The following is an 18,384-nucleotide window of genomic DNA, read 5'->3' as shown; positions in this document are numbered from 1 at the left end:
ACCAAGGGCTTCTTACCCCGCCATACGGCACCTCGCCAATGCTCGGTGTTCCCTCACTCCGGCGACGCTCCGTGGGCACGCCACGAATGGGCCATCCATGGCCCACGCGGCTCTCGCGGCATCCATGCCGCTCGACCCACTCCACATCGCCTGCGTTCGGCCTTCTGGGACGGGCCCCAAGATCAAAAGCCAGATCAAAAGCGCGAAACACACACTCTCTGTGGGAGCGAGCTCGCCCGCGAAGGTGTCCTCAAGATCGCCATCGCCGGCAAGCCGGACTGCTACGGGTTTTGGCGGCGTGCTGAAGTTCGCCAAGCACCCCAAAAAACTGTGGGAGCGAATTCATTCGCGATGCGGCACTCCTGACGACGCTTTCGTATCGGCTGAATGCTCATCGCGAATGAATTCGCTCCCACAGTAGATCGGTGTTACCCAGCCCTGTAGCCGCCTGACTTGCCAGCGATGACGCCAGCAAGCGCGCACTCAGGGCTTCGACGCAATCGCCTGCTCGATCGCCGAGATCAGCGCCGGGTCATCCGGTGTGGTCTTGCTGGAAAAGCTGGCGACGACGTTGCCTTTGCGGTCCACGACATATTTATAGAAATTCCAGCGCGGCGCATTGCTTTGCTCCGCCAGCACCTTGAACAGGTTGATCGCATCCGAACCGCGCACCGGTTGTGGCTCGGTCATGGTGAAGGTCACGCCGTAGTTCACGTAACAGACCTTGGCGGTCTCGGAAGAGTCGTTGGACTCCTGCTTGAAGTCGTCCGATGGCACGCCCAGCACTTCCAGCCCTTTGCCTTTGAAGCGTTGGTTGAGCGCCTCCAAGCCTTTGAACTGCGGGGCGAAGCCGCAGAAGCTGGCAGTGTTGACCACCAGCATCGGCTTGCCGGAAAACTGTTTGCACAGGTCGATGTCCTGTTTGGCCCGAAGCTTGGGCAGATCGCCTTGCAGCAACGGTGGGCAGTCGGCAGCCATGGCAGAGCCGCCCATGGCCAGAAGCAGGAAAGGTACGCAGATCCAGCGAATTGTCATGACGGCATCCATCCCGGATTGGTGAAGTCGAGTCGTTGAAGACACGCTACTCCCCATGCCGGCGAATGCCTAGCAGGACATGCCCAACTGCAACGCTCCGAGCCCGACGCGCTGCCAGCCCCACCAGGTCAACGCCAGCAGCGCCAGGATCAGCAAGGCAGCGCCGATCCACGGAGCCAGCCTGATCACAGCGCCACCGCCTGGTTCTGCAGACGCTCCACAGGGCGCTCACGCACCGGCCAGTTCAGCGCCGCCGCCATCAGGCTGAGGGCAATCGAGACATGCCAGATCAGGTCATAGTTGCCGGTGTGGTCGTACGCCACCCCGCCCAGCCAGCCGCCAAGGAAGGCACCCAACTGGTGGAACAGGAAGACGATACCGCCGAGCATCGACAGGTTACGCACGCCGAACAGGGTCGCCACGGTGCCATTGGTCAACGGCACCGTCGACAGCCACAGCAGGCCCATGGCGATGCCGAACAGATACGCCGTGACCTGGGTCAGCGGCGCCCACAGGAACAACGCGATCACCAGCGCTCGCAGCAGATACAGCGCGGTCAGCAGGCGCGGCTTGGACATGCGCCCACCGAGCCAGCCAGCAACGTAGGTGCCGAAGATATTGAACAGACCGATCAGCGCCAGCACGGTGGTGCCGACCGTCGCCGGCAGATGCTGGTCGACCAGATAAGCCGGCAGATGCACACCGATAAACACCACCTGAAAACCGCAGACGAAAAAGCCGAAGGCCAGCAGCCAGAATCCCGAATGGGTGCAGGCCTCATGCAGCGCCTCGCGCAGCGTCTGTTCGCCGACACGGGGCGGGATCGGTTTGTCCTTGAGCATCGCCACCAGCGGCAGAATGAACGCCACCAGAAGGCCCAACGCGACCAGTGCCAGCGACCAGCCGAGCCAGCCGATCAGCCCCAAAGTGCCCGGCAACATGGCGAACTGGCCGAACGAGCCGGCGGCGCTCGCCAGCCCCATGCCCATGCTGCGTTTCTCTGCCGGCAGCGCGCGGCCGACCACGCCGAGAATGATGGAGAAGGTGGTGCCGGACAGGCCGATGCCGATCAACAGGCCGGCGCTCAGGGACAGGCTGGTCGGCGAATCGGCCATGCTCATCAGCACCAGCCCCACGGCGTAAAGCACGCCGCCGATCAACACCACCCGCGCGGCGCCGAAACGATCGGCCAGGGCACCAGTGAACGGCTGCGCCAGCCCCCAGATCAGGTTCTGCAAGGCGATGGCGAAAGCAAACACTTCCCGGCCCCAGCCGAACTGCGCACTCATGGGCGGCAGGAACAGGCCGAAACCGTGCCGCGTACCCAGCGACAGCGCCAGAATCAACGCGCTGCCCAATAGAATCCAGCCACTGGTACGCCAGACCGATGTCATTGTTGTTCTCCCGAAATCATCGATGCGCGACGGATAGGCGTATATGCCAACAAGTCGCAATCAGCGGACGCTACGCGCGGGGTGGCAGGCTGTCAATTCAGGTGGCGCCGACGGACATGGCAGATTCGCGCCGAGCATGGATCACAATCAGAATGCGATGCCGTGGGAGGGAGCCCTGCTCGCGAAGGCAATATCCCGACACCATTGCAGTGCCTGGTTTGACGCATTCGCGAGCAGGGCTCCCTCCCACAAGGGCGTATCAATATCAGGACTACGCTAACGCCAGCACCACCAATACCAGCATTTCCAGCAGCTCCAGCATTGCGCCGGCGGTATCGCCCGTGGTGCCACCCAGGCGTTTGATCATCAGGTGGCGCAGGAACACGAAACCGAGCGCCGCAGCCGCCAGCGCTGACACGCCACTCCAACCGCCGAGCAGCACACAGCCCAGCGCCGTCACTACCAGCACCTGAATCCCCGCACCCCGCGGCAAGTGATCAGCCAGCGCCTGACCCAGGCCACCCGCGCGCACATACGGTGTATTGATGAACAACGCCAGCAGCGCTGCCCGACCGATCACCGGCGCCAGCAGCAGGCCGACGCCAGGGTGCGCCTCGATCAGCGCCAGCAGCGCGGTGAATTTCAGCAGCAGCACGATCACCAGTGTGACCACGGCAATCGGGCCGCTGCGCGGGTCTTTCATGATGGTCAGGGTACGTTCGCGGTCACCGAAACCGCCGAGCCAGGCGTCGGCGCTGTCAGCCAGTCCATCCAGGTGCAGGCCGCCGCTGAGCAACACCCAGGCCGCCAGCAACAAGGCGGCGTGCAACATGGACGGGCGCCCGTCGAGCAACAGGTTCAGCGCCATCAACAGGCTGCCGAACAACAGCCCCACCAACGGATAAAACAGCAGCGAGCGCCCCAGTTCGCGAGGCTCCGGCATACCGGGCAGGCGAATCGGCAGGCTGCCAAGAAATTGCAGGGCGATCCAGAACGGCAGCATTCAGACCTCCGTCAGCCGGCCATCGGCTGCCACCTGCAAACCAAACAGACCGCCATGGCCGACGATCACCTGCAACAACTGCTCGCGTGGCAGACCACGGGCCTGCGCCAGCAACAGGCGCATCACCCCGCCATGGCTGATCAGCAGAATCCGCTCGCCGTCATGGGCCTGCTGCAAACGCTGCACGGCCCCCAGCACACGCTGGGCAAACGCCAGCACCGGCTCGCCGTTCGACGGCGTGAAGCCATAAGGGTCGCTCCAGAACTGCCCAAGCGCGTCGGCATCGGTTTCCATCAACTGCGCAGGGCTTTTCCCCTCCCAGTCGCCGAAATGCAGCTCTTGCAGATCAGGCTCCTGTTGCAGCGGCAGGCCATGCTGTAGCGCCAGCCGTTCGGCGAACCGCGCGCAACGCTGCAAAGGCGAACTGACAATGCGGTCCCAAGGACCGGCTTCGGCCACTGCCGCCTGCATCTGCTGCCAGCCGGTGTCGGTCAGCGCATCGTCAAGGCTGCCACGCAGGCCGCCACCCAGCTCGGTCTCACCGTGACGCAGCAGATCCAGGCGCAAGGTCATGCCGGGCGGTCCGCCACCGCAGCTTCGGCGAAGGTCGCCATGCCGTTGTGCAGCTCGCAGGCCAGGCGCAGCAATGGCACCGCCAGCGCTGCACCACTGCCTTCGCCCAGGCGCAGGCCCAGTTCCAGCAACGGTTCGGCCTGCAGCGTTTCCAGCACATGGCGATGGCCCGGCTCGGCGCCCCGGTGACCGAACAGCAACCACGGCCGGCACGACGGATTGAGCTGTACCGCAACCAGTGCCGCCACTGTGCAAATGAAGCCGTCGACCAGCGCCACGATGCCTTCCTGAGCGCAGGCCAGATAGGCGCCGACCAGCGCCGCCACTTCAAAACCGCCCAGTGCGCGCAGGCTGCCCAGCGCATCGCCGGATTGCGCGGCATGCAGCTGCAAGGCGCGCTCGATGACATCAGCCTTGTGATTGACGCCCTGGGCATCGAGGCCGGTGCCGGGACCGACCAGCAAGGTCGCCGCGCACTTGAGCAGCGAACAGGCCACGGCGCTGGCTGCCGTGGTGTTGCCGATGCCCATTTCGCCACCGATGAACAGCTCGCTGCCAGCAGCCTTGGCCCGCAGCACGCTGTCACGGCCGCCTTGCAGCGCCTGCTCCAGTTGCGCCTGGGTCATGGCTTCGCCGCGTGCGAAGTTGGCCGTGCCGGCACCCAGATTGAGGTGGCGCACGCCCGGCAGGTTCAACGGCGAGACGGTGCCGAGATCGACCACGTCCAGCTGTGCCGCCAGTTGCCTGGCCAGCACGCTGATGGCCGCGCCGCCCATGATGAAGTTGTGCAGCATCTGCCCGGTGACCGCCTGCGGATAGGCCGACACGCCCTCTTCGACCACGCCGTGGTCGCCGGCAAAAATGGCGATCCAGACCTTATCCACCGCCGGCTTCTCGCGCCCTTGCAAACCGGCCAGTTGCACCGCCACCGCCTCAAGTTGGCCCAAAGACCCGGCAGGCTTGGTCAGTTGTTGCTGGCGGGCCAGCGCCTGCTCGCGACTGGACGGGTTGATTTCCCGGGCCGGTTCGAGCCACCAGGCATTACTCATAGTGCGGATCCTTTTAAAGTCATGGGCAGTCCGGCGACGGTGAACACCACGCGCTGGCAACGCTCGGCCAGTGCCTGATGCAGCCAGCCGGCCTCATCGACGTAACGGCGGGTCAGCTCGCCGAGGGGCACCACGCCCAGCCCGGTTTCGTTGCTGACGAAAATGATCTCGCCCGGCAGTTGCGCCAGGCCGTTCAACAAGGCTTCGCGCTCCTGCGCCAGTCGCTGCGGATCGTCCAGCATCAGCAGATTGGTCAGCCACAGGGTCAGGCAATCCACCAGCAGGCAGCGGCCTTCCCCAGCGTTTTCCGTCAATACACGGGCCAGTTCGACGGGCTCTTCAACCAGCCCCCACTCGGCCGGACGACGCTGCCGGTGCAGCGCCACGCGCTGGTTCATCTCGCCGTCCAGCGGCTGACTGGTGGCGATGTAGATCACCTCCAGGCCGCCGTCGCTGGCGAGCTTTTCCGCCAGCCGGCTTTTACCGGAGCGCGCACCGCCCAGAATCAGTTGCAGCATCAGGGTTGCTCCAGACCGCAGAGTTCACGCAGCAGCTTGCCGTCCAGGTGTTTTTCCACCAGATCGGCCAGCCGTTCGATATCGCGTTCGCGCAGGGCGTGGTAATCGACCTGCTCGACGTCGTTCAGCCCGGCCCAGCGCAGTAGCGCACTGCTCGACGCCGGTTGTTCGAACAGGCCGTGCAGGTAGGTGCCGAGCACTTGCCCGTCGGCACTGCGCGCACCGTCGCAACGGCCGTCGCTGAGGTGGACCAAGGGGTTTTCCAGTGCCGGTCCGGTCGTCACCCCGGCATGAATTTCATAGCCGCTGACTTCCGCCTCTTCCAGGCTCAACCGGCCAGTGACGTTGCGCAGCTGTTTTTCCGGCCCCAGCACCGTGCTCATTGCCAACAGGCCAAGGCCCGGGCTGGAGCCGGCCGGGCCTTCCAGCCCGAGCGGGTCATGCAGTTCTTCGCCGAGCATCTGCAAACCGCCGCAAATGCCCAACAGCTTGCCGCCGTAGCGCAGATGGCGCTGGATCGCCTGCTCCCAGCCATTGTTGCGCAGGTAGGCCAGATCGCTGCGGGTGCTTTTCGAGCCCGGCAGGATGATCAGGTCGGCCGGTGGAATTGCCTGCCCCGGCCCGATGAATTGCAGATTGACCTGCGGGTGCAGGCGCAGCGGGTCGAAATCGGTGTGGTTGCTGATGCGCGGCAGCACAGGCACCACCACGTTCAGCACCTGCTCGGCCTTGTCGGTCTGGCGCTGATCGAGGCCGTCTTCGGCCTCCAGATGCAGGTCCATGACATACGGCAGCACGCCGACCACCGGCTTGCCGGTGCGTTGTTCCAGCCAGTCGAGGCCCGGCTGCAGCAAGGCGATGTCGCCACGGAAACGGTTGATGATGAAGCCTTTGACCCGCGCCTGTTCGCTGGGTGACAGCAACTCCAGGGTGCCGACCAGATGGGCAAAGACGCCGCCGCGATTGATGTCGGCCACCAGCAGCACCGGGCAGTCCACCGCTTCGGCGAAGCCCATGTTGGCGATATCGCCGGCACGCAGGTTGATTTCCGCTGGCGAGCCTGCGCCTTCGACCATCACCACCGGCCAGCCTTCGCTCAACCGCTTGTGCGAAGCCAGCACCGCCTGCATGGCGATGGCCTTGTAGTCGTGATAGGCCACGGCATTCATGGTGGTCACCGCGCGACCGTGAATGATCACCTGCGCGCCCGTGTCGCTGTTGGGTTTGAGCAGCACCGGGTTCATGTCGGTGTGCGGTGCCAGACCGCAGGCCTGCGCCTGCACCGCCTGGGCCCGGCCAATCTCGCCGCCGTCGGCGGTGACCGCGCTGTTGAGCGCCATGTTCTGCGGTTTGAATGGCACCGTGCGCACGCCCTGGCGGGTCAGCCAGCGGCACAGTGCGGTGACGAGGGTACTTTTGCCGGCATCCGAAGTAGTGCCCTGCACCATCAGGGTTTTGCCGGTCCTGGAAACGCTCATGCGCTCTCCTGGGAAAAATCGCTCAGTGCCTGTTCCAGCCGTTGCCAGTCGGCCTCGTCGCGGGGCAGGCCGAAGCGCAGGCTGCTGTTGTGCGGTCCGGTCGTGACAAAGATGCGCAGCAAAATGCCGCGCCGGGCGCAAAATTCGTAAAGCTCGCTGGCCCGTGGTGTAACCAGCCACTGAAACAGTGCACAGCCGCCCTGCGGGGCAAAGCCGTGACGAGTCAACAACTCGACCAGTCGCTGACTGGCCTGCCCGGTGCGCTCGATTTGCCGGCGGTGACCTTCGATATCGCTCAGGCACGCCTGACCGAGAATCCGCGTCGGTCCGCTGACCGACCACGGGCCAATCTGTTTTGCCAGCACCTTGAGAAAACGCGATTCGGCCAGCACAAAGCCCAGGCGCACGCCGGCCAGGCCAAAGAACTTGCCGAACGAACGCAGGACAATCAGTCCGGGGCGCTGGGTTTCTGCCGCCAGGCTCAACTCCGGGGTGTTGTCCATGAACGCTTCGTCGACCACCAGCCAGCCGCCGCGCTGGGCCAGCCGCCAGTGCCATTCCAGCAGACGCTCGGGTGTCAGGCTCAGGCCGGTCGGGTTGTTCGGGTTGACCACCACCAGCACGTCGAGCACATCGATAAAACGCTCGACCTCGTGCTCAAGCACCTCACGTACCAGAAAACCGTTGCTGCGCCAGGCCTCGGCGTGTTCGGCATAGCACGGCGACAACACGCCGACCTTACCGGCCTGACGCAAGCGCGGCAGTGCCTGAATCGCGGCTTGCGAGCCGGCCACCGGCAGCAGATCGGGCGCACCGTAATAGGCGCGGGCGGCACTTTCCAGGCCGTCGTCGGTTTCCGGCAAGCGCGCCCAGGCCGCCTCCGGGATCGGCGGAATCGGCCAGGACCACGGTGAGATGCCACTGGACAGGTCGAGCCAGTCGCCCGCCGCGATACCGTATTTCGCTACCGCACCCCGCAGCCGCCCGCCGTGTTCAAGCATAGAATTCAGTCCCCAGACAGAGGATCAGCAGCCACAGCCAGACGCCGCGCTGCACCAGTTGCCAGCCACGATCGATGGAACCGGCGTCGGCCGGTACACCCTCACCCAGTTGCGCACGTTCGTGCAGCTCGCCGTGATAGATCGCCGAGCCACCCAATTCAACGCCCAGCGCACCAGCACCGGCAGCCATCACCGGCCCGGCGTTGGGGCTGTCCCATTTCGGCGCCTGAGTGCGCCAGCAACGCAGCGCCAGTCGGGTCTTGCCGAGCAGTGCGTAGGTCAATGCCACCAGGCGGGCCGGAATGTAGTTCAGCAGGTCGTCGATTTTCGCTGCCGCCCAGCCGAAACGCTCGAAACGCTCGTTGCGATAGCCCCACATGGCGTCCAGCGTATTGCTCAGGCGATACAGCACCACGCCGGGCGCACCGAGCACGGCAAACCAGAAGATCGCCGCGAACACCGCGTCGCTGCCGTTTTCCAGCACCGACTCGGTGGCGGCACGGGCGACCTGAGTGGCGTCCAGCTCCGAGGTCTGGCGGCTGACCAGATAACCCACGCGGCGGCGGGCTTCTTCAAGATCATCGCCACGCAACGCGCGCGCCACCGGCTCGACATGTTCGCCGAGGCTGCGCAGCCCCAGCGCGCAGTACAGCGCCAGCACCTCCACCAGCCAGCCGATCCAAGGCAGCCAGCTCAATGCGGTGGCCAGCAGGGTCAGCGGAATCACCGCAATAAACCAGGCGGTCACGCCATGGCTGCGCCAGCCTCGGCCGCCGGCATTGAAACGTTGCTCGATGCGCTCGGCGAACCTGCCGAACGCCACCAGCGGGTGGTTTCGTTTTGGCTCGCCAAGCAGCGCATCCAGCGCAACCCCGGCGACACTCAATAACGCCACACTCATGAATTCACTCCCCATGTGTTCTCGTACAGCAGTTCCTGTAGCGGGCGCTCCTGCGCCCAGCCTTCCAGTACCAGCATCGGCGCCGGATAGAATTCCTTGACCGGCCCCAGGCAGAGTACCGCCAGGGGCTTTGAACCGGCTGGCATCTTCAGCAGGTCGGCCAGCGCCTGAGGTTCGAACAGCGACACCCAGCCCATGCCCAGCCCTTCGGCCCGGGCCGCCAGCCAGAGATTCTGGATCGCGCAGGACAGCGACGCCATGTCCATCTCCGGCAAGGTGCGTCGGCCAAAGATGTGTTTTTCCCGATCGTCCATCAGCGCGGCAACCAGCACCTCGGCACAGTCGTTGATACCTTCGACCTTGAGTTTCATGAAGTCATCGGAGCGTTCGCCCAACGCCTCGGCAGTGCGCACCCGTTCGGCCTCGACCAGTGCCTGGATCTGCCCACGCAAGGCGCGGTCGCTGATGCGGATGAAACGCCATGGCTGCATCAGGCCGACACTCGGCGCGTGATGGGCCGCCGCCAGCAAACGTGCGAGCAATTCGGGTGCCACCGTGCCGCCGCTGAAGTGACGCATGTCCCGCCGCTCGGCAATCGCCCGGTACACCGCCGCGCGTTCGGCGTCGTTGAAGGCGTGGTCAGTCATGACAAGCCTCCATTTGCCAGATGAGCAGGTTCGGCTGTGGGAGCGAATTCATTCGCGAGAGGTCCGCACGGTCGATACAGCTGCATTCGATACAGCCGCATTGCCTGGCATGCCTCATCGCGAATGAATTCGCTCCCACAAGGTTTCGCTGCGAACGTCATGGCTTCAACAGCGCCGCCATCGCCCGGGGGTTCGACGGGAAATAGAAATGCACGTACGAGGCCGTCATCCGCCCCTGCCGATACACCGCCTCGGCGCCGCGCCCGCCGTTGGGACTGACACCCCGGGCAATCGGCGTCCATTCGGTGCTGGTCAGGGAATGGTGATAGGTATGCCCGCGCAGCGTGCCTTCCGGCAACTCCACCGCCTGCAACGCCAGTGCCGCCAGACGCTTCTGCATCACCGCTTCGCCGTCGAGCAGGCCGACCAGTTCGGCGCGCTGCCCATCGACATCGGTCAGCGCATCGAGCAGGTACAACATGCCGCCACACTCGGCCAGCAACGGCTTGCCTGCGGCGTGGTGAGCACGGATGGCGTCGAGCATCGAGGTGTTCTGCGCCAGGGTCCGGTGATGCAACTCGGGATAACCTCCGGGCAGGTACAGGCTGTCGGCCGGTGGCAGTTCGCGGTCGCGGATCGGCGAGAAAAAGCTCAGCTCGGCGCCCATGTTGCGCAACAGGTCGAGGCTGGCGCCGTAGGTGAAGGCGAAGGCTTCATCATGGGCCACGGCAATGCGCACCCCGGCCAGCAAAGGCTCGGGGGTCACAAAATCGGGCGCCGCGAAAGTCACCGCTGGCGGCAAGGTCGCGTCGCAGGTGCTGGCCAGCGCCTCCGCAGCGGCGTCCAGACGCACATCCAGATCGTTCAGCTCGCTGGCTTGCACCAGGCCCAGGTGGCGGCTCGGCAGTTCGATACCGGTGTCCCGCGACAGCGCGCCATACCAGCGCAATCCTTCGGTCAGGCTGCCTTCCAGCAACTGCGCGTGGCGCACGGTGCCGACGCGGTTGGCCAGTACACCGGCAAACGGCAGGTCTGCCTGATAGCGCGCCAGTCCTAACGCCAGGGCGCCGAAGGTCTGGGCCATGGCCGTGCCGTCGATCACCGCCAGCACCGGCACACCGAAATGCCGGGCCAGATCGGCGCTGGACGGTGTGCCGTCGAACAGGCCCATCACCCCTTCGATGAGGATCAGGTCAGCTTCAGCGGCCGCTTCCCACAGCAGCCGACGGCTTTCTTCCGCGCCGACCATCCACATGTCCAACTGGTACACCGGATGGCCGCTGGCCCGTTCGAGAATCATCGGATCGAGAAAATCCGGCCCGCACTTGAAGACGCGGACCTTGCGCCCCAGATTGCGGTGCAGGCGCGCCAGCGCGGCGGTCACGGTGGTCTTGCCCTGACCGGACGCCGGCGCGGCGATCAACACCGCGGGACACTGTCTGGGCTCGCTCACAGTTCGATGCCTTTCTGTGCCTTGATACCGGCCTGAAACGCGTGCTTGACCATGGCGATTTCCGACACGGTGTCGGACAGGTCAATGAGTTCCTGTTTCGCGCCACGCCCGGTGATCACCACATGTTGCATCGGCGGACGGGCCTGCAGGTCGCTGAGCACCTGATCCAGATCGAGATAGCCATGCTTGAGGGCGATGTTCAGTTCATCGAGGATCACCAGACTGACGCCCGGGTCCTGCAGCAATTGCCGGGTCACCCCCCAGGCGGCTTCGGCAGCAGCGATGTCGCGCTGACGGTCCTGGGTTTCCCAGGTGAAACCTTCGCCCATGACGTGGTAGCGCACCTGCTCGGGGAAACGGCGGAAAAACAGTTCTTCGCCGGTCGCGTTGCGGCCCTTGATGAACTGCACCACGCCGCACTGCATGCCGTGGCCCATCGCCCGGGCGAGCATGCCGAAGGCGGAGCTGCTCTTGCCTTTGCCGTTGCCGGTCAATACCAGCAACAGGCCGCATTCATTGGGTGCGCTGGCAATGCGCTCGTCGATCACGGCCTTTTTGCGCAGCATGCGCGCCAGGTGGCGTTCGTCACGTTCGGTGGATTCGCTCATCTCAGCTCTCCGCTTGAGGGCAGGTGTGGCACACGGCAGACGCGGGCAAAGACTGACAGCAGGCGCCGGACAAGGCCGGGCCCGCGCAGAGCATCGCCCTCCGTGATGCTGTTCGGATGGATCAGGCCGGTCTCCGGACTCATGAGCGACGTGCGACTTTCGCGCGAGCCACGCGCCTTCCCATGTCCGAAAACACAGTGGCACCGTGCGTGGCCTTGACTCATTTACCGTTGCGGAGGCAGTGCCGGGATGGTGCAGCGAGTCACGCACCGGCTTCCCTGTTTCACCCCGACTGGCGGGGCACCTGAAACAATCGGCGAAGGTTAGAGGGTTGACCCCGGAGCGTCAATCGAACCCGTGATTCGGTTCAGCCATTGAACCCCCGACAGCGCCTGCACCTCTATTCATAAAGACGCCGTCGACTGGTGGCGACGAAATGGAGATCGACCATGCTCACGCTCAGACCCCAGGTTGTCGTTGTGTTGTTGCTCGCCGCCGGCCTTGCCGCCTGCGGCGAATCTTCCCGGCTGCAGGTCGCGGACGGCATGGGGCCGTCGCCGCAGCTGCCGGAACCGAACAAGACGCTGTTTCCAACGGTGAACATCGCCCCGGCAGTCGGCTGGCCGACAGGCGCGAAACCGACGGCAGCGCCGGGCACCCAGGTTGCCGCCTTCGCCAAGAACCTTGATCACCCGCGCTGGCTCTACGTGCTGCCCAACGGCGACGTGCTGGTGGCGGAAACCAACGCCCCGCCCAAACCCGATGACGGCAAGGGCATTCGTGGCTGGGTCATGAAGAAAGTCATGGGCCGCGCCGGGGCCGGCGTGCCGAGCGCCAACCGCATCACCCTGCTGCGCGACAAGGACCATGACGGCGTCGCCGAAACCCGTACGGTGTTCATCGACCATCTGAATTCGCCATTCGGCATGGCCCTGGTGGGCAACAATTTCTATGTCGCCGACACCGACCGCCTGCTGCGTTTCAACTACGAACCCGGCGCCACCTCGATCAAGGGCGAGCCGCTGAAGGTGACTGACCTGCCCGGCGGCACACTGAATCACCACTGGACCAAGAACGTCATCGCCAGTCCTGATGGCAGCAAGCTGTATGTCACCGTCGGCTCCAACAGCAACGTCGGTGAAAACGGTCTGGACGCGGAAAAAGGCCGGGCGGCGATCTGGGAAGTGGACGCTGCCACCGGCAATCACCGGATATTCGCCTCCGGCCTGCGCAACCCCAACGGCATGGATTGGGACCCGCACACCGGCAAGCTGTGGACGGCGGTCAACGAGCGTGACGAAATCGGCAGCGACCTGGTGCCCGATTACGTGACCTCGGTGCAAGACGGCGCCTTTTATGGCTGGCCGTTCAGTTATTACGGCCAGCATGTCGATGTGCGGGTGTCGCCACAGAATCCTGAGCTGGTGCAGAAAGCCATCGCCCCGGACTTCGCGGTCGGCCCGCACACTGCGTCACTGGGATTGGCGTTCGCCGATGGCAAGTCGCTGCCGGCGCCGTTCAACGAAGGTTTGTTCGTCGGCCAGCACGGCTCGTGGAACCGCAAACCCCACAGCGGCTACAAGGTGCTGTTCGTACCGTTCAAGGACGGCAAGCCGAGCGGCACCCCGGTGGATCTGCTGACCGGCTTCCTCAACGCCGACGAAAAAGCCCAGGGCCGCCCGGTGGGGGTGGTCAACGACAACAAAGGCGGCGTGCTGGTGGCCGACGATGTCGGCAATGTGATCTGGCGGGTAACAGCGGCGCGGACGGTGCAGGCGAGCAATACAGCCCAATGACGCGGCGCCTCGCACATGCGGCGCCTGTGCAATGGGCGCCGCGCGCCCTGTAGGAGCTGGCTTGCCCTGCGACCTGCCGGGAACCGGCAGTAAATCCTGACGACTATGCATTCCTGACACACCGCGCTTGCCGGATTTACGACGACTTCGTCGCCGGTCGCAGGACAAGCCAGCTCCTACATCGACCGTGTCACAAGCCAGCTCCTACATCGACCGCGACACAAGCCAGTCCCCCGAAATAGCCTTATTGCCGCGCCAGATTCGACGGCTGGATCACTCGCTTGGCGTTCAGCCAGGCTTTCTGCCAATAGGGCTTGTCGAGGCTGTCCAGCTTGACCGTGCCGCCAGTGGCCGGGGCATGGACGAAGCGGCCTTCGCCGACATAGATACCGGCATGGCTGACGTTGGAGCCGCCGTTGGTGGCGAAGAACACCAGATCACCGGTCTGCAACTCGCTGCGATCGATGTCCGGACCGCGCAGGTTGATCATCTCGCGGGTCGAGCGCGGCAAGGTAATGCCTGCGGCGCCCTGATACACGTAGCCGATCAGACCACTGCAATCGAAACCGGAATCCGGCGTGTTGCCGCCCCAGCGATAGGGCGTGCCGACCAGCCCGATGGCACGCAGCAGTACGTCATCGGCGAGCGGAGAAGAAAACTGGGAGGGAGCAGATACCACAGGCCGGGAAACGACCTTGGGTGGGGATGGCGGTGGATTACTGGAACAGGCGGCCAGCAATACAGCCAGAGAAGCAACAGCCAGGCGTACCGTAATCGACATAAACACAACAACCTTTGAGGATGCGGCTTACTCTGCCGGGAGCCGAAGCAACGTGCAATCGGGGTTTCCCCGGTTGCACGCTTTAATATCAACGATGTGGACGCGGGTGTTTAAGTGTAGTCGAGGACATCGCGGTCGTGGTTTCTGGCCCTTTGCCGGGTGCCATGGCCAGCGCGCGCTTGGCTTCGATGAACGTACGGGCCCAGTAGGCGTCGTCGAGACTGTCGACACGCACACCACCGCTGCGGCGGCTGCTGGAATGGATGAACTGGTCATCGCCCAGATAGATGCCGGCATGGCTGACGCGACCACGGCCTGCGGTGCTGAAGAACAGCAGGTCACCTGGCTTGAGGTCGTTGCGTTTGACCAGAGGGGCATCGATGTTGATCATTTCGCGGGAAGAACGCGGCAGGCTCATGCCGGCCTCTTCACGGAACAGGTAACCGATGAAACCGCTGCAGTCGAAACCGGAAGTGGTCGAGGTACCACCGAAACGGTATCGGGTGCCAATCAGCGACTTGCCACGCTCGAGAATGCTGTCAGCCAGTACCGGCAACTGGTAAGGCTTGTTGTCAGCGAACTGGGCCAGCTCATCTTCGGTGGCGATTTCGTCATCCAGAACGGAAGAGGCGTAATCGGCACGCTTGGCGGCGCTTTGAGCGGTGACAGAATCCTTCATCTGATTCTGCGACTGTTGTTGCGACGCTGGCATCTGGGCCGCGCAGCCGAACAGCAGCGTAACGAGTGCGAGAGGCACGAGGGGTGCGAAGCGATTCAGCATGGGCACGACCGTGGCTAATGTGTAAAGAAGCCGAGACTATGCCTTCTATCGTCATCATTTGCAAATTCAATCGACACAAATGTGACTTACCAGTAACTCCATGACATCTAAGGCTCGGCATCTTAACGACGCGTCCATGTGCGCGGAGTGATCAGTCGGTGAAGGATTGATCTCGGCGGTAAAGCCTCCCGTGACTCGCGTGCGCAGCATCGGCTCGTGAATATACGGGAAACTGGCGGTCGTGCCGATACTTAAAACAGCATCGAAGCCTTTCGCCATCTCCTCATACAGCACATTCAGTGCCAGCTCCGGCAACATTTCCTCGAACAGCACCACCGGTGGCCGCAGCACGCCATGGCATTGCGCGCACAACGGCGGCAACGGCCGCTGCAGGTGTTCGCTCAATAGCGGGTCTTCGGCGCCGCAGGACTGGCAGTAGAGCGGCGCGATCTGCCCGTGGATTTCGATCAGTCGCTCCGGCGGGCTGCCCGCCGCGCGATGATAACCGTCGACGTTCTGCGTCAGCACCCAGCACTGCGGTTTGTGTCGCTGCAATTGCGCGATCGCATAATGCGCCGCATTGGGCTGTCCGCCCAGGCAAGCGCTACCTAATTGGGCAATGTATTTCCAGCACAGCGCCGGGTCGCGACGCAGCATCGGCCCGGACAGCGCCATTTCAATCGGCAGGTCGTCATCGGTGCGACCGTTGTACAGACCGCCGACGCCGCGATAGGTCGGCAGGCCGGAATCCGCCGACAGCCCGGCACCGGTGATGATCAGAATGCGTTCGGCACGTCGCAGCGCTGCGGCCGTCTGCAGTACCACTGCCGGATCGACCGCCGCCGGGATCACCAACCGAGCGTCTCTTTAAGGAAGGGAATGGTCAGCTTGCGCTGGGCCTGCAGCGAGGCCTGGTCGAGCTGTTCGAGCAGATCGAACAGCGCGCTCATGCTGCGCTTGCCGCGAGTCAGGATGAAATGGCCGACTTCGTCAGTCAGATGCAGGCCGCGACGGGACGCGCGCAATTGCAGGGCGCGCAGTTTTTCTTCGTCGGTGAGCAGGCGCATCTGGAACACCAGGGCCATGGTCAGGCGTGATTTCAGGTCGGCCAGCTTCACCGGCAGTTCGCGCGGCGAGCAGGCGGCCGCAATCAGCAGACGCCGGCCACTGTCACGCAGACGGTTGAACAGGTGGAACAGCGCTTCTTCCCACTCGGGCTTGCCGGCCACCACTTGCAGGTCGTCGAGGCAGACCAGCTCGTATTGCTCCAGGTGGTCGAACAGTTCGACGCCCTGATCGAGCAGCTCGGCCATCGGCAGGTACACCGCCGGCTCGCCCAGTTGCTTGAAACGCAGACAGGCCGCCTGCAGCAGGTGCGTACGCCCTACCCCTTGCTTGCCCCACAGATAGATCAGGCTTTCCGTCCATCCGGCGTCGGCTTCGCACAGGCGTTCGACATAGCCGAGTGCAGCGGCATTGGCGCCTGGATAGTAATTGATGAAGGTGGCGTCATCGCGCAGACGCACACTCAGGGGCAGCTGAATCGGTTTCATGCTGGTTGAACGGTTCGCAAAGAGCCGCCAAGGGACCTCTGGGTAAAGTGTGCAAAGTTTATACCCGCGAAGCTGGCCGCACAATGTGCCAGACCACCTGCAAAATCAAAGGGTTGCGTTTGTACACTTTGCTTTCGGGGAGTTGCGCGAAAAACGGTAGGAGCGCGCTTGCCCGCGATCGGCGACGAAGTCGTCGTAAAACCTGCGCACGCGGTGTGCCTGATCGATTGCTGGTCTGCTAACGCAGCCTGTTTCGCCTGGCGGCGAGTTACTTGGAAAAGCCCCAAGTAACCAAGGGCTTCTTTCCCCGCCATACGGTGCCTCGCTAATGCTCGGCATACCCGCACTCCGGCGACACTCCGTGGGCGCGCCGCGAATGGGCCATCCATGGCCCACGCGGCTCTCGCGACATCCTGTCGCTCGGCCCACTGCGCATCGCCTGCGTTCGGCCTTCTGGGACGGGGCCCCAAGATCAAAATCAAAAGCCAGATCAAAAGCCGGCGAAACACACACTCCCTGTGGGAGCGGGCTCGCCCGCGAAGGCGTCCCCAAAATCGCCTCCGCCTCCAAGCCGGACTGCTACGGGACGGCGCGTGCCATCTGCCTTTGATTCTGGCCGGAGGCCGTAGGAGCCGGCTTGCTGGCGAAGGCGACAGGTCAACACCGCCTACAGACTCCATCTACAGATCAGGATCTTCCATCCCGCCGTAGATATCCGAATCCTTGTAGAGATCGTGCACATGCCGCACCAGCACCATGATCACCGCCGCCACGGGCAACGCCAGGAGGATGCCAGTAAAGCCGAACAGTTCGCCGCCGGCCAGGATGGCGAAGATCACCGCCACCGGATGCAGGCCGATGCGGTCGCCCACCAGCAACGGCGTCAGGACCATACCTTCCAGCGCCTGACCAACCATGAACACGGCGACGATGCCGAGCATCGGGTACAGATCGCCGCCGAACTGGAACAACCCGGCCAGAATCGCCGAGCCGATGCCGATCACGAAGCCCATATAAGGCACGATGGCCGCCAGCCCTGCGATGACGCCGATCAACAGCCCCAGCTCCAGCCCGACCAGCATCAGCCCGGCCGCATATATGACACCGAGCGCCACCATCACCAGCAACTGACCGCGAATGAACGCGCCCAGCACTTCATGGCACTCATCGGCCAGCGCGACGATTCTTTTCTCGCGATGACGCGGCAGCAGGCTTCGCACCTTGGCCATCATCACGTCCCAGTCACGCAGTAGGTAGAAGCACACCACCGGGATCAGCAACAGATTGGTCAGCCAGCCGATCAATGCCAGGGTCGACGTCGTCGCCTGCGCCAGAACGATGCCGACGATGTCGCCGGTCTGACCCATGTGCTCGGAAATCGCGGCCTTGACCTTGTCGAACTTCCAGAACCCGTCCGCCAGCCCCAGTTTGGCCTGCACCCACGGGAACGCGCTGTGCTGCAGCCAGTCGAGCATCTGCGGCGCCAGTTCGTACAAGCGATAAAGCTGCTTGGCCAGCATCGGCACCAGTACCAGCAACAGGCCCATGAAGATCAGGCTGAACAGCACGAACACCGTCACCACTGCCCAGGTGCGTGACATTTTCAGTTTTTCCAGGCGATCTGCCAGCGGATCGCCCATGTACGCCAGCAACAGCGCGACCAGAAACGGCGTCAGGATCGCATGCAGCAGCCAGACAAACAGGCAGAGCAGGACAACCCCGCCCAGCCAGAACCAACGACGCGTATCAGTCATTACAGCCCCTTGAACCCAGGATGGTTTGCCTCATGCAACGTCGTTACCAACGCGCTCAT

General features: G+C 63.8%; 18 protein-coding genes and 1 riboswitch. Of the genes, 1 reads left to right on the top strand and 17 read right to left on the bottom strand.

From position 1 onward, the window contains the following. Positions 1–483: 483 nt before the first annotated feature. From ACIPL0_RS17570 to cobO, 12 genes are all read right to left on the bottom strand, one after another. A complete protein-coding gene (locus ACIPL0_RS17570; RefSeq protein ID WP_400592247.1) occupies positions 484–1,035 on the bottom strand; it encodes a glutathione peroxidase in 552 nt (183 codons plus the stop codon). A 185-nt stretch (positions 1,036–1,220) separates the two neighbouring features. Then, complete coding sequence (locus ACIPL0_RS17565; RefSeq protein ID WP_400592250.1) at positions 1,221–2,429, bottom strand: MFS transporter; 1,209 nt, start codon at positions 2,427–2,429, stop codon at positions 1,221–1,223. A gap of 271 nt (positions 2,430–2,700) precedes the next feature. Continuing rightward, positions 2,701–3,432 carry an adenosylcobinamide-GDP ribazoletransferase gene (locus ACIPL0_RS17560; RefSeq protein WP_400592253.1) on the bottom strand — a complete coding sequence of 244 codons (732 nt, stop codon included), beginning with the start codon at positions 3,430–3,432 and terminating at the stop codon, positions 2,701–2,703. Next, positions 3,433–4,005 carry an alpha-ribazole phosphatase family protein gene (gene cobC, locus ACIPL0_RS17555; RefSeq protein ID WP_400592256.1) on the bottom strand — a complete coding sequence of 191 codons (573 nt, stop codon included), beginning with the start codon at positions 4,003–4,005 and terminating at the stop codon, positions 3,433–3,435. Then, positions 4,002–5,054, bottom strand: a complete 1,053-nt coding sequence (gene cobT / locus ACIPL0_RS17550; RefSeq protein ID WP_400592259.1) for a nicotinate-nucleotide--dimethylbenzimidazole phosphoribosyltransferase — start codon at positions 5,052–5,054, stop codon at positions 4,002–4,004. The genes cobC and cobT overlap by 4 nt, the downstream gene beginning before the upstream one ends. Beyond that, a complete protein-coding gene (cobU, locus tag ACIPL0_RS17545; protein ID WP_400592262.1) occupies positions 5,051–5,572 on the bottom strand; it encodes a bifunctional adenosylcobinamide kinase/adenosylcobinamide-phosphate guanylyltransferase in 522 nt (173 codons plus the stop codon). Before cobU ends, cobT begins: the two co-directional genes overlap by 4 nt. Beyond that, complete coding sequence (locus ACIPL0_RS17540) at positions 5,572–7,050, bottom strand: cobyric acid synthase (protein ID WP_400592265.1); 1,479 nt, start codon at positions 7,048–7,050, stop codon at positions 5,572–5,574. Before ACIPL0_RS17540 ends, cobU begins: the two co-directional genes overlap by 1 nt. Then, positions 7,047–8,051 carry a threonine-phosphate decarboxylase CobD gene (gene cobD, locus ACIPL0_RS17535; protein WP_400592267.1) on the bottom strand — a complete coding sequence of 335 codons (1,005 nt, stop codon included), beginning with the start codon at positions 8,049–8,051 and terminating at the stop codon, positions 7,047–7,049. Before cobD ends, ACIPL0_RS17540 begins: the two co-directional genes overlap by 4 nt. Further along, positions 8,044–8,952, bottom strand: a complete 909-nt coding sequence (cbiB, locus tag ACIPL0_RS17530; protein WP_400592270.1) for an adenosylcobinamide-phosphate synthase CbiB — start codon at positions 8,950–8,952, stop codon at positions 8,044–8,046. Before cbiB ends, cobD begins: the two co-directional genes overlap by 8 nt. After that, a complete protein-coding gene (bluB, locus tag ACIPL0_RS17525) occupies positions 8,949–9,599 on the bottom strand; it encodes a 5,6-dimethylbenzimidazole synthase (RefSeq protein ID WP_400592273.1) in 651 nt (216 codons plus the stop codon). The genes cbiB and bluB overlap by 4 nt, the downstream gene beginning before the upstream one ends. A gap of 157 nt (positions 9,600–9,756) precedes the next feature. Next, the gene (locus tag ACIPL0_RS17520) at positions 9,757–11,052 is read right to left on the bottom strand and encodes a cobyrinate a,c-diamide synthase (RefSeq protein WP_400592275.1); all 1,296 of its coding nucleotides are present in this window, start codon (positions 11,050–11,052) and stop codon (positions 9,757–9,759) included. Further along, positions 11,049–11,660 carry a cob(I)yrinic acid a,c-diamide adenosyltransferase gene (gene cobO, locus ACIPL0_RS17515; RefSeq protein ID WP_400592278.1) on the bottom strand — a complete coding sequence of 204 codons (612 nt, stop codon included), beginning with the start codon at positions 11,658–11,660 and terminating at the stop codon, positions 11,049–11,051. The genes ACIPL0_RS17520 and cobO overlap by 4 nt, the downstream gene beginning before the upstream one ends. Positions 11,661–11,766: 106 nt before the next feature. Continuing rightward, positions 11,767–11,983: riboswitch (cobalamin riboswitch) on the bottom strand. A 126-nt stretch (positions 11,984–12,109) separates the two neighbouring features. On the opposite strand from cobO, the gene ACIPL0_RS17510 reads away from it, so the two are divergent. After that, entirely contained in the window at positions 12,110–13,456 is a 1,347-nt protein-coding gene (locus ACIPL0_RS17510) for a PQQ-dependent sugar dehydrogenase (protein ID WP_400592281.1), read from the top strand. 244 nt (positions 13,457–13,700) lie between these two features. On the opposite strand, the gene ACIPL0_RS17505 is transcribed toward ACIPL0_RS17510, so the two are convergent. The 5 genes from ACIPL0_RS17505 to ACIPL0_RS17485 form a co-directional block, all read right to left on the bottom strand. Next, positions 13,701–14,237: a C40 family peptidase gene (locus tag ACIPL0_RS17505; RefSeq protein ID WP_400592283.1), complete on the bottom strand. Its 537-nt coding sequence runs from the start codon at positions 14,235–14,237 to the stop codon at positions 13,701–13,703. Positions 14,238–14,325: 88 nt separating this feature from the next. Continuing rightward, positions 14,326–15,018, bottom strand: coding sequence for a C40 family peptidase (locus ACIPL0_RS17500; protein WP_400592286.1), 693 nt, complete (start codon positions 15,016–15,018; stop codon positions 14,326–14,328). 66 nt (positions 15,019–15,084) lie between these two features. Then, a complete protein-coding gene (locus ACIPL0_RS17495) occupies positions 15,085–15,867 on the bottom strand; it encodes an NAD-dependent deacylase (protein ID WP_400593902.1) in 783 nt (260 codons plus the stop codon). Continuing rightward, positions 15,867–16,571 (bottom strand): DnaA regulatory inactivator Hda, encoded by a 705-nt coding sequence (hda, locus tag ACIPL0_RS17490; RefSeq protein ID WP_400592289.1) that lies wholly within the window; start codon positions 16,569–16,571, stop codon positions 15,867–15,869. Before hda ends, ACIPL0_RS17495 begins: the two co-directional genes overlap by 1 nt. 680 nt (positions 16,572–17,251) lie before the next feature. Beyond that, positions 17,252–18,325, bottom strand: coding sequence for an AI-2E family transporter (locus tag ACIPL0_RS17485; RefSeq protein WP_400592292.1), 1,074 nt, complete (start codon positions 18,323–18,325; stop codon positions 17,252–17,254). Positions 18,326–18,384 lie beyond the last annotated feature (59 nt).

This window comes from Pseudomonas sp. NPDC090208, from assembly GCF_044746785.1.
Lineage (GTDB): Bacteria > Pseudomonadota > Gammaproteobacteria > Pseudomonadales > Pseudomonadaceae > Aquipseudomonas.
Note: the sequence above shows the minus strand (reverse complement) of the source record. Positions and strands in the feature narration are given on the sequence as shown.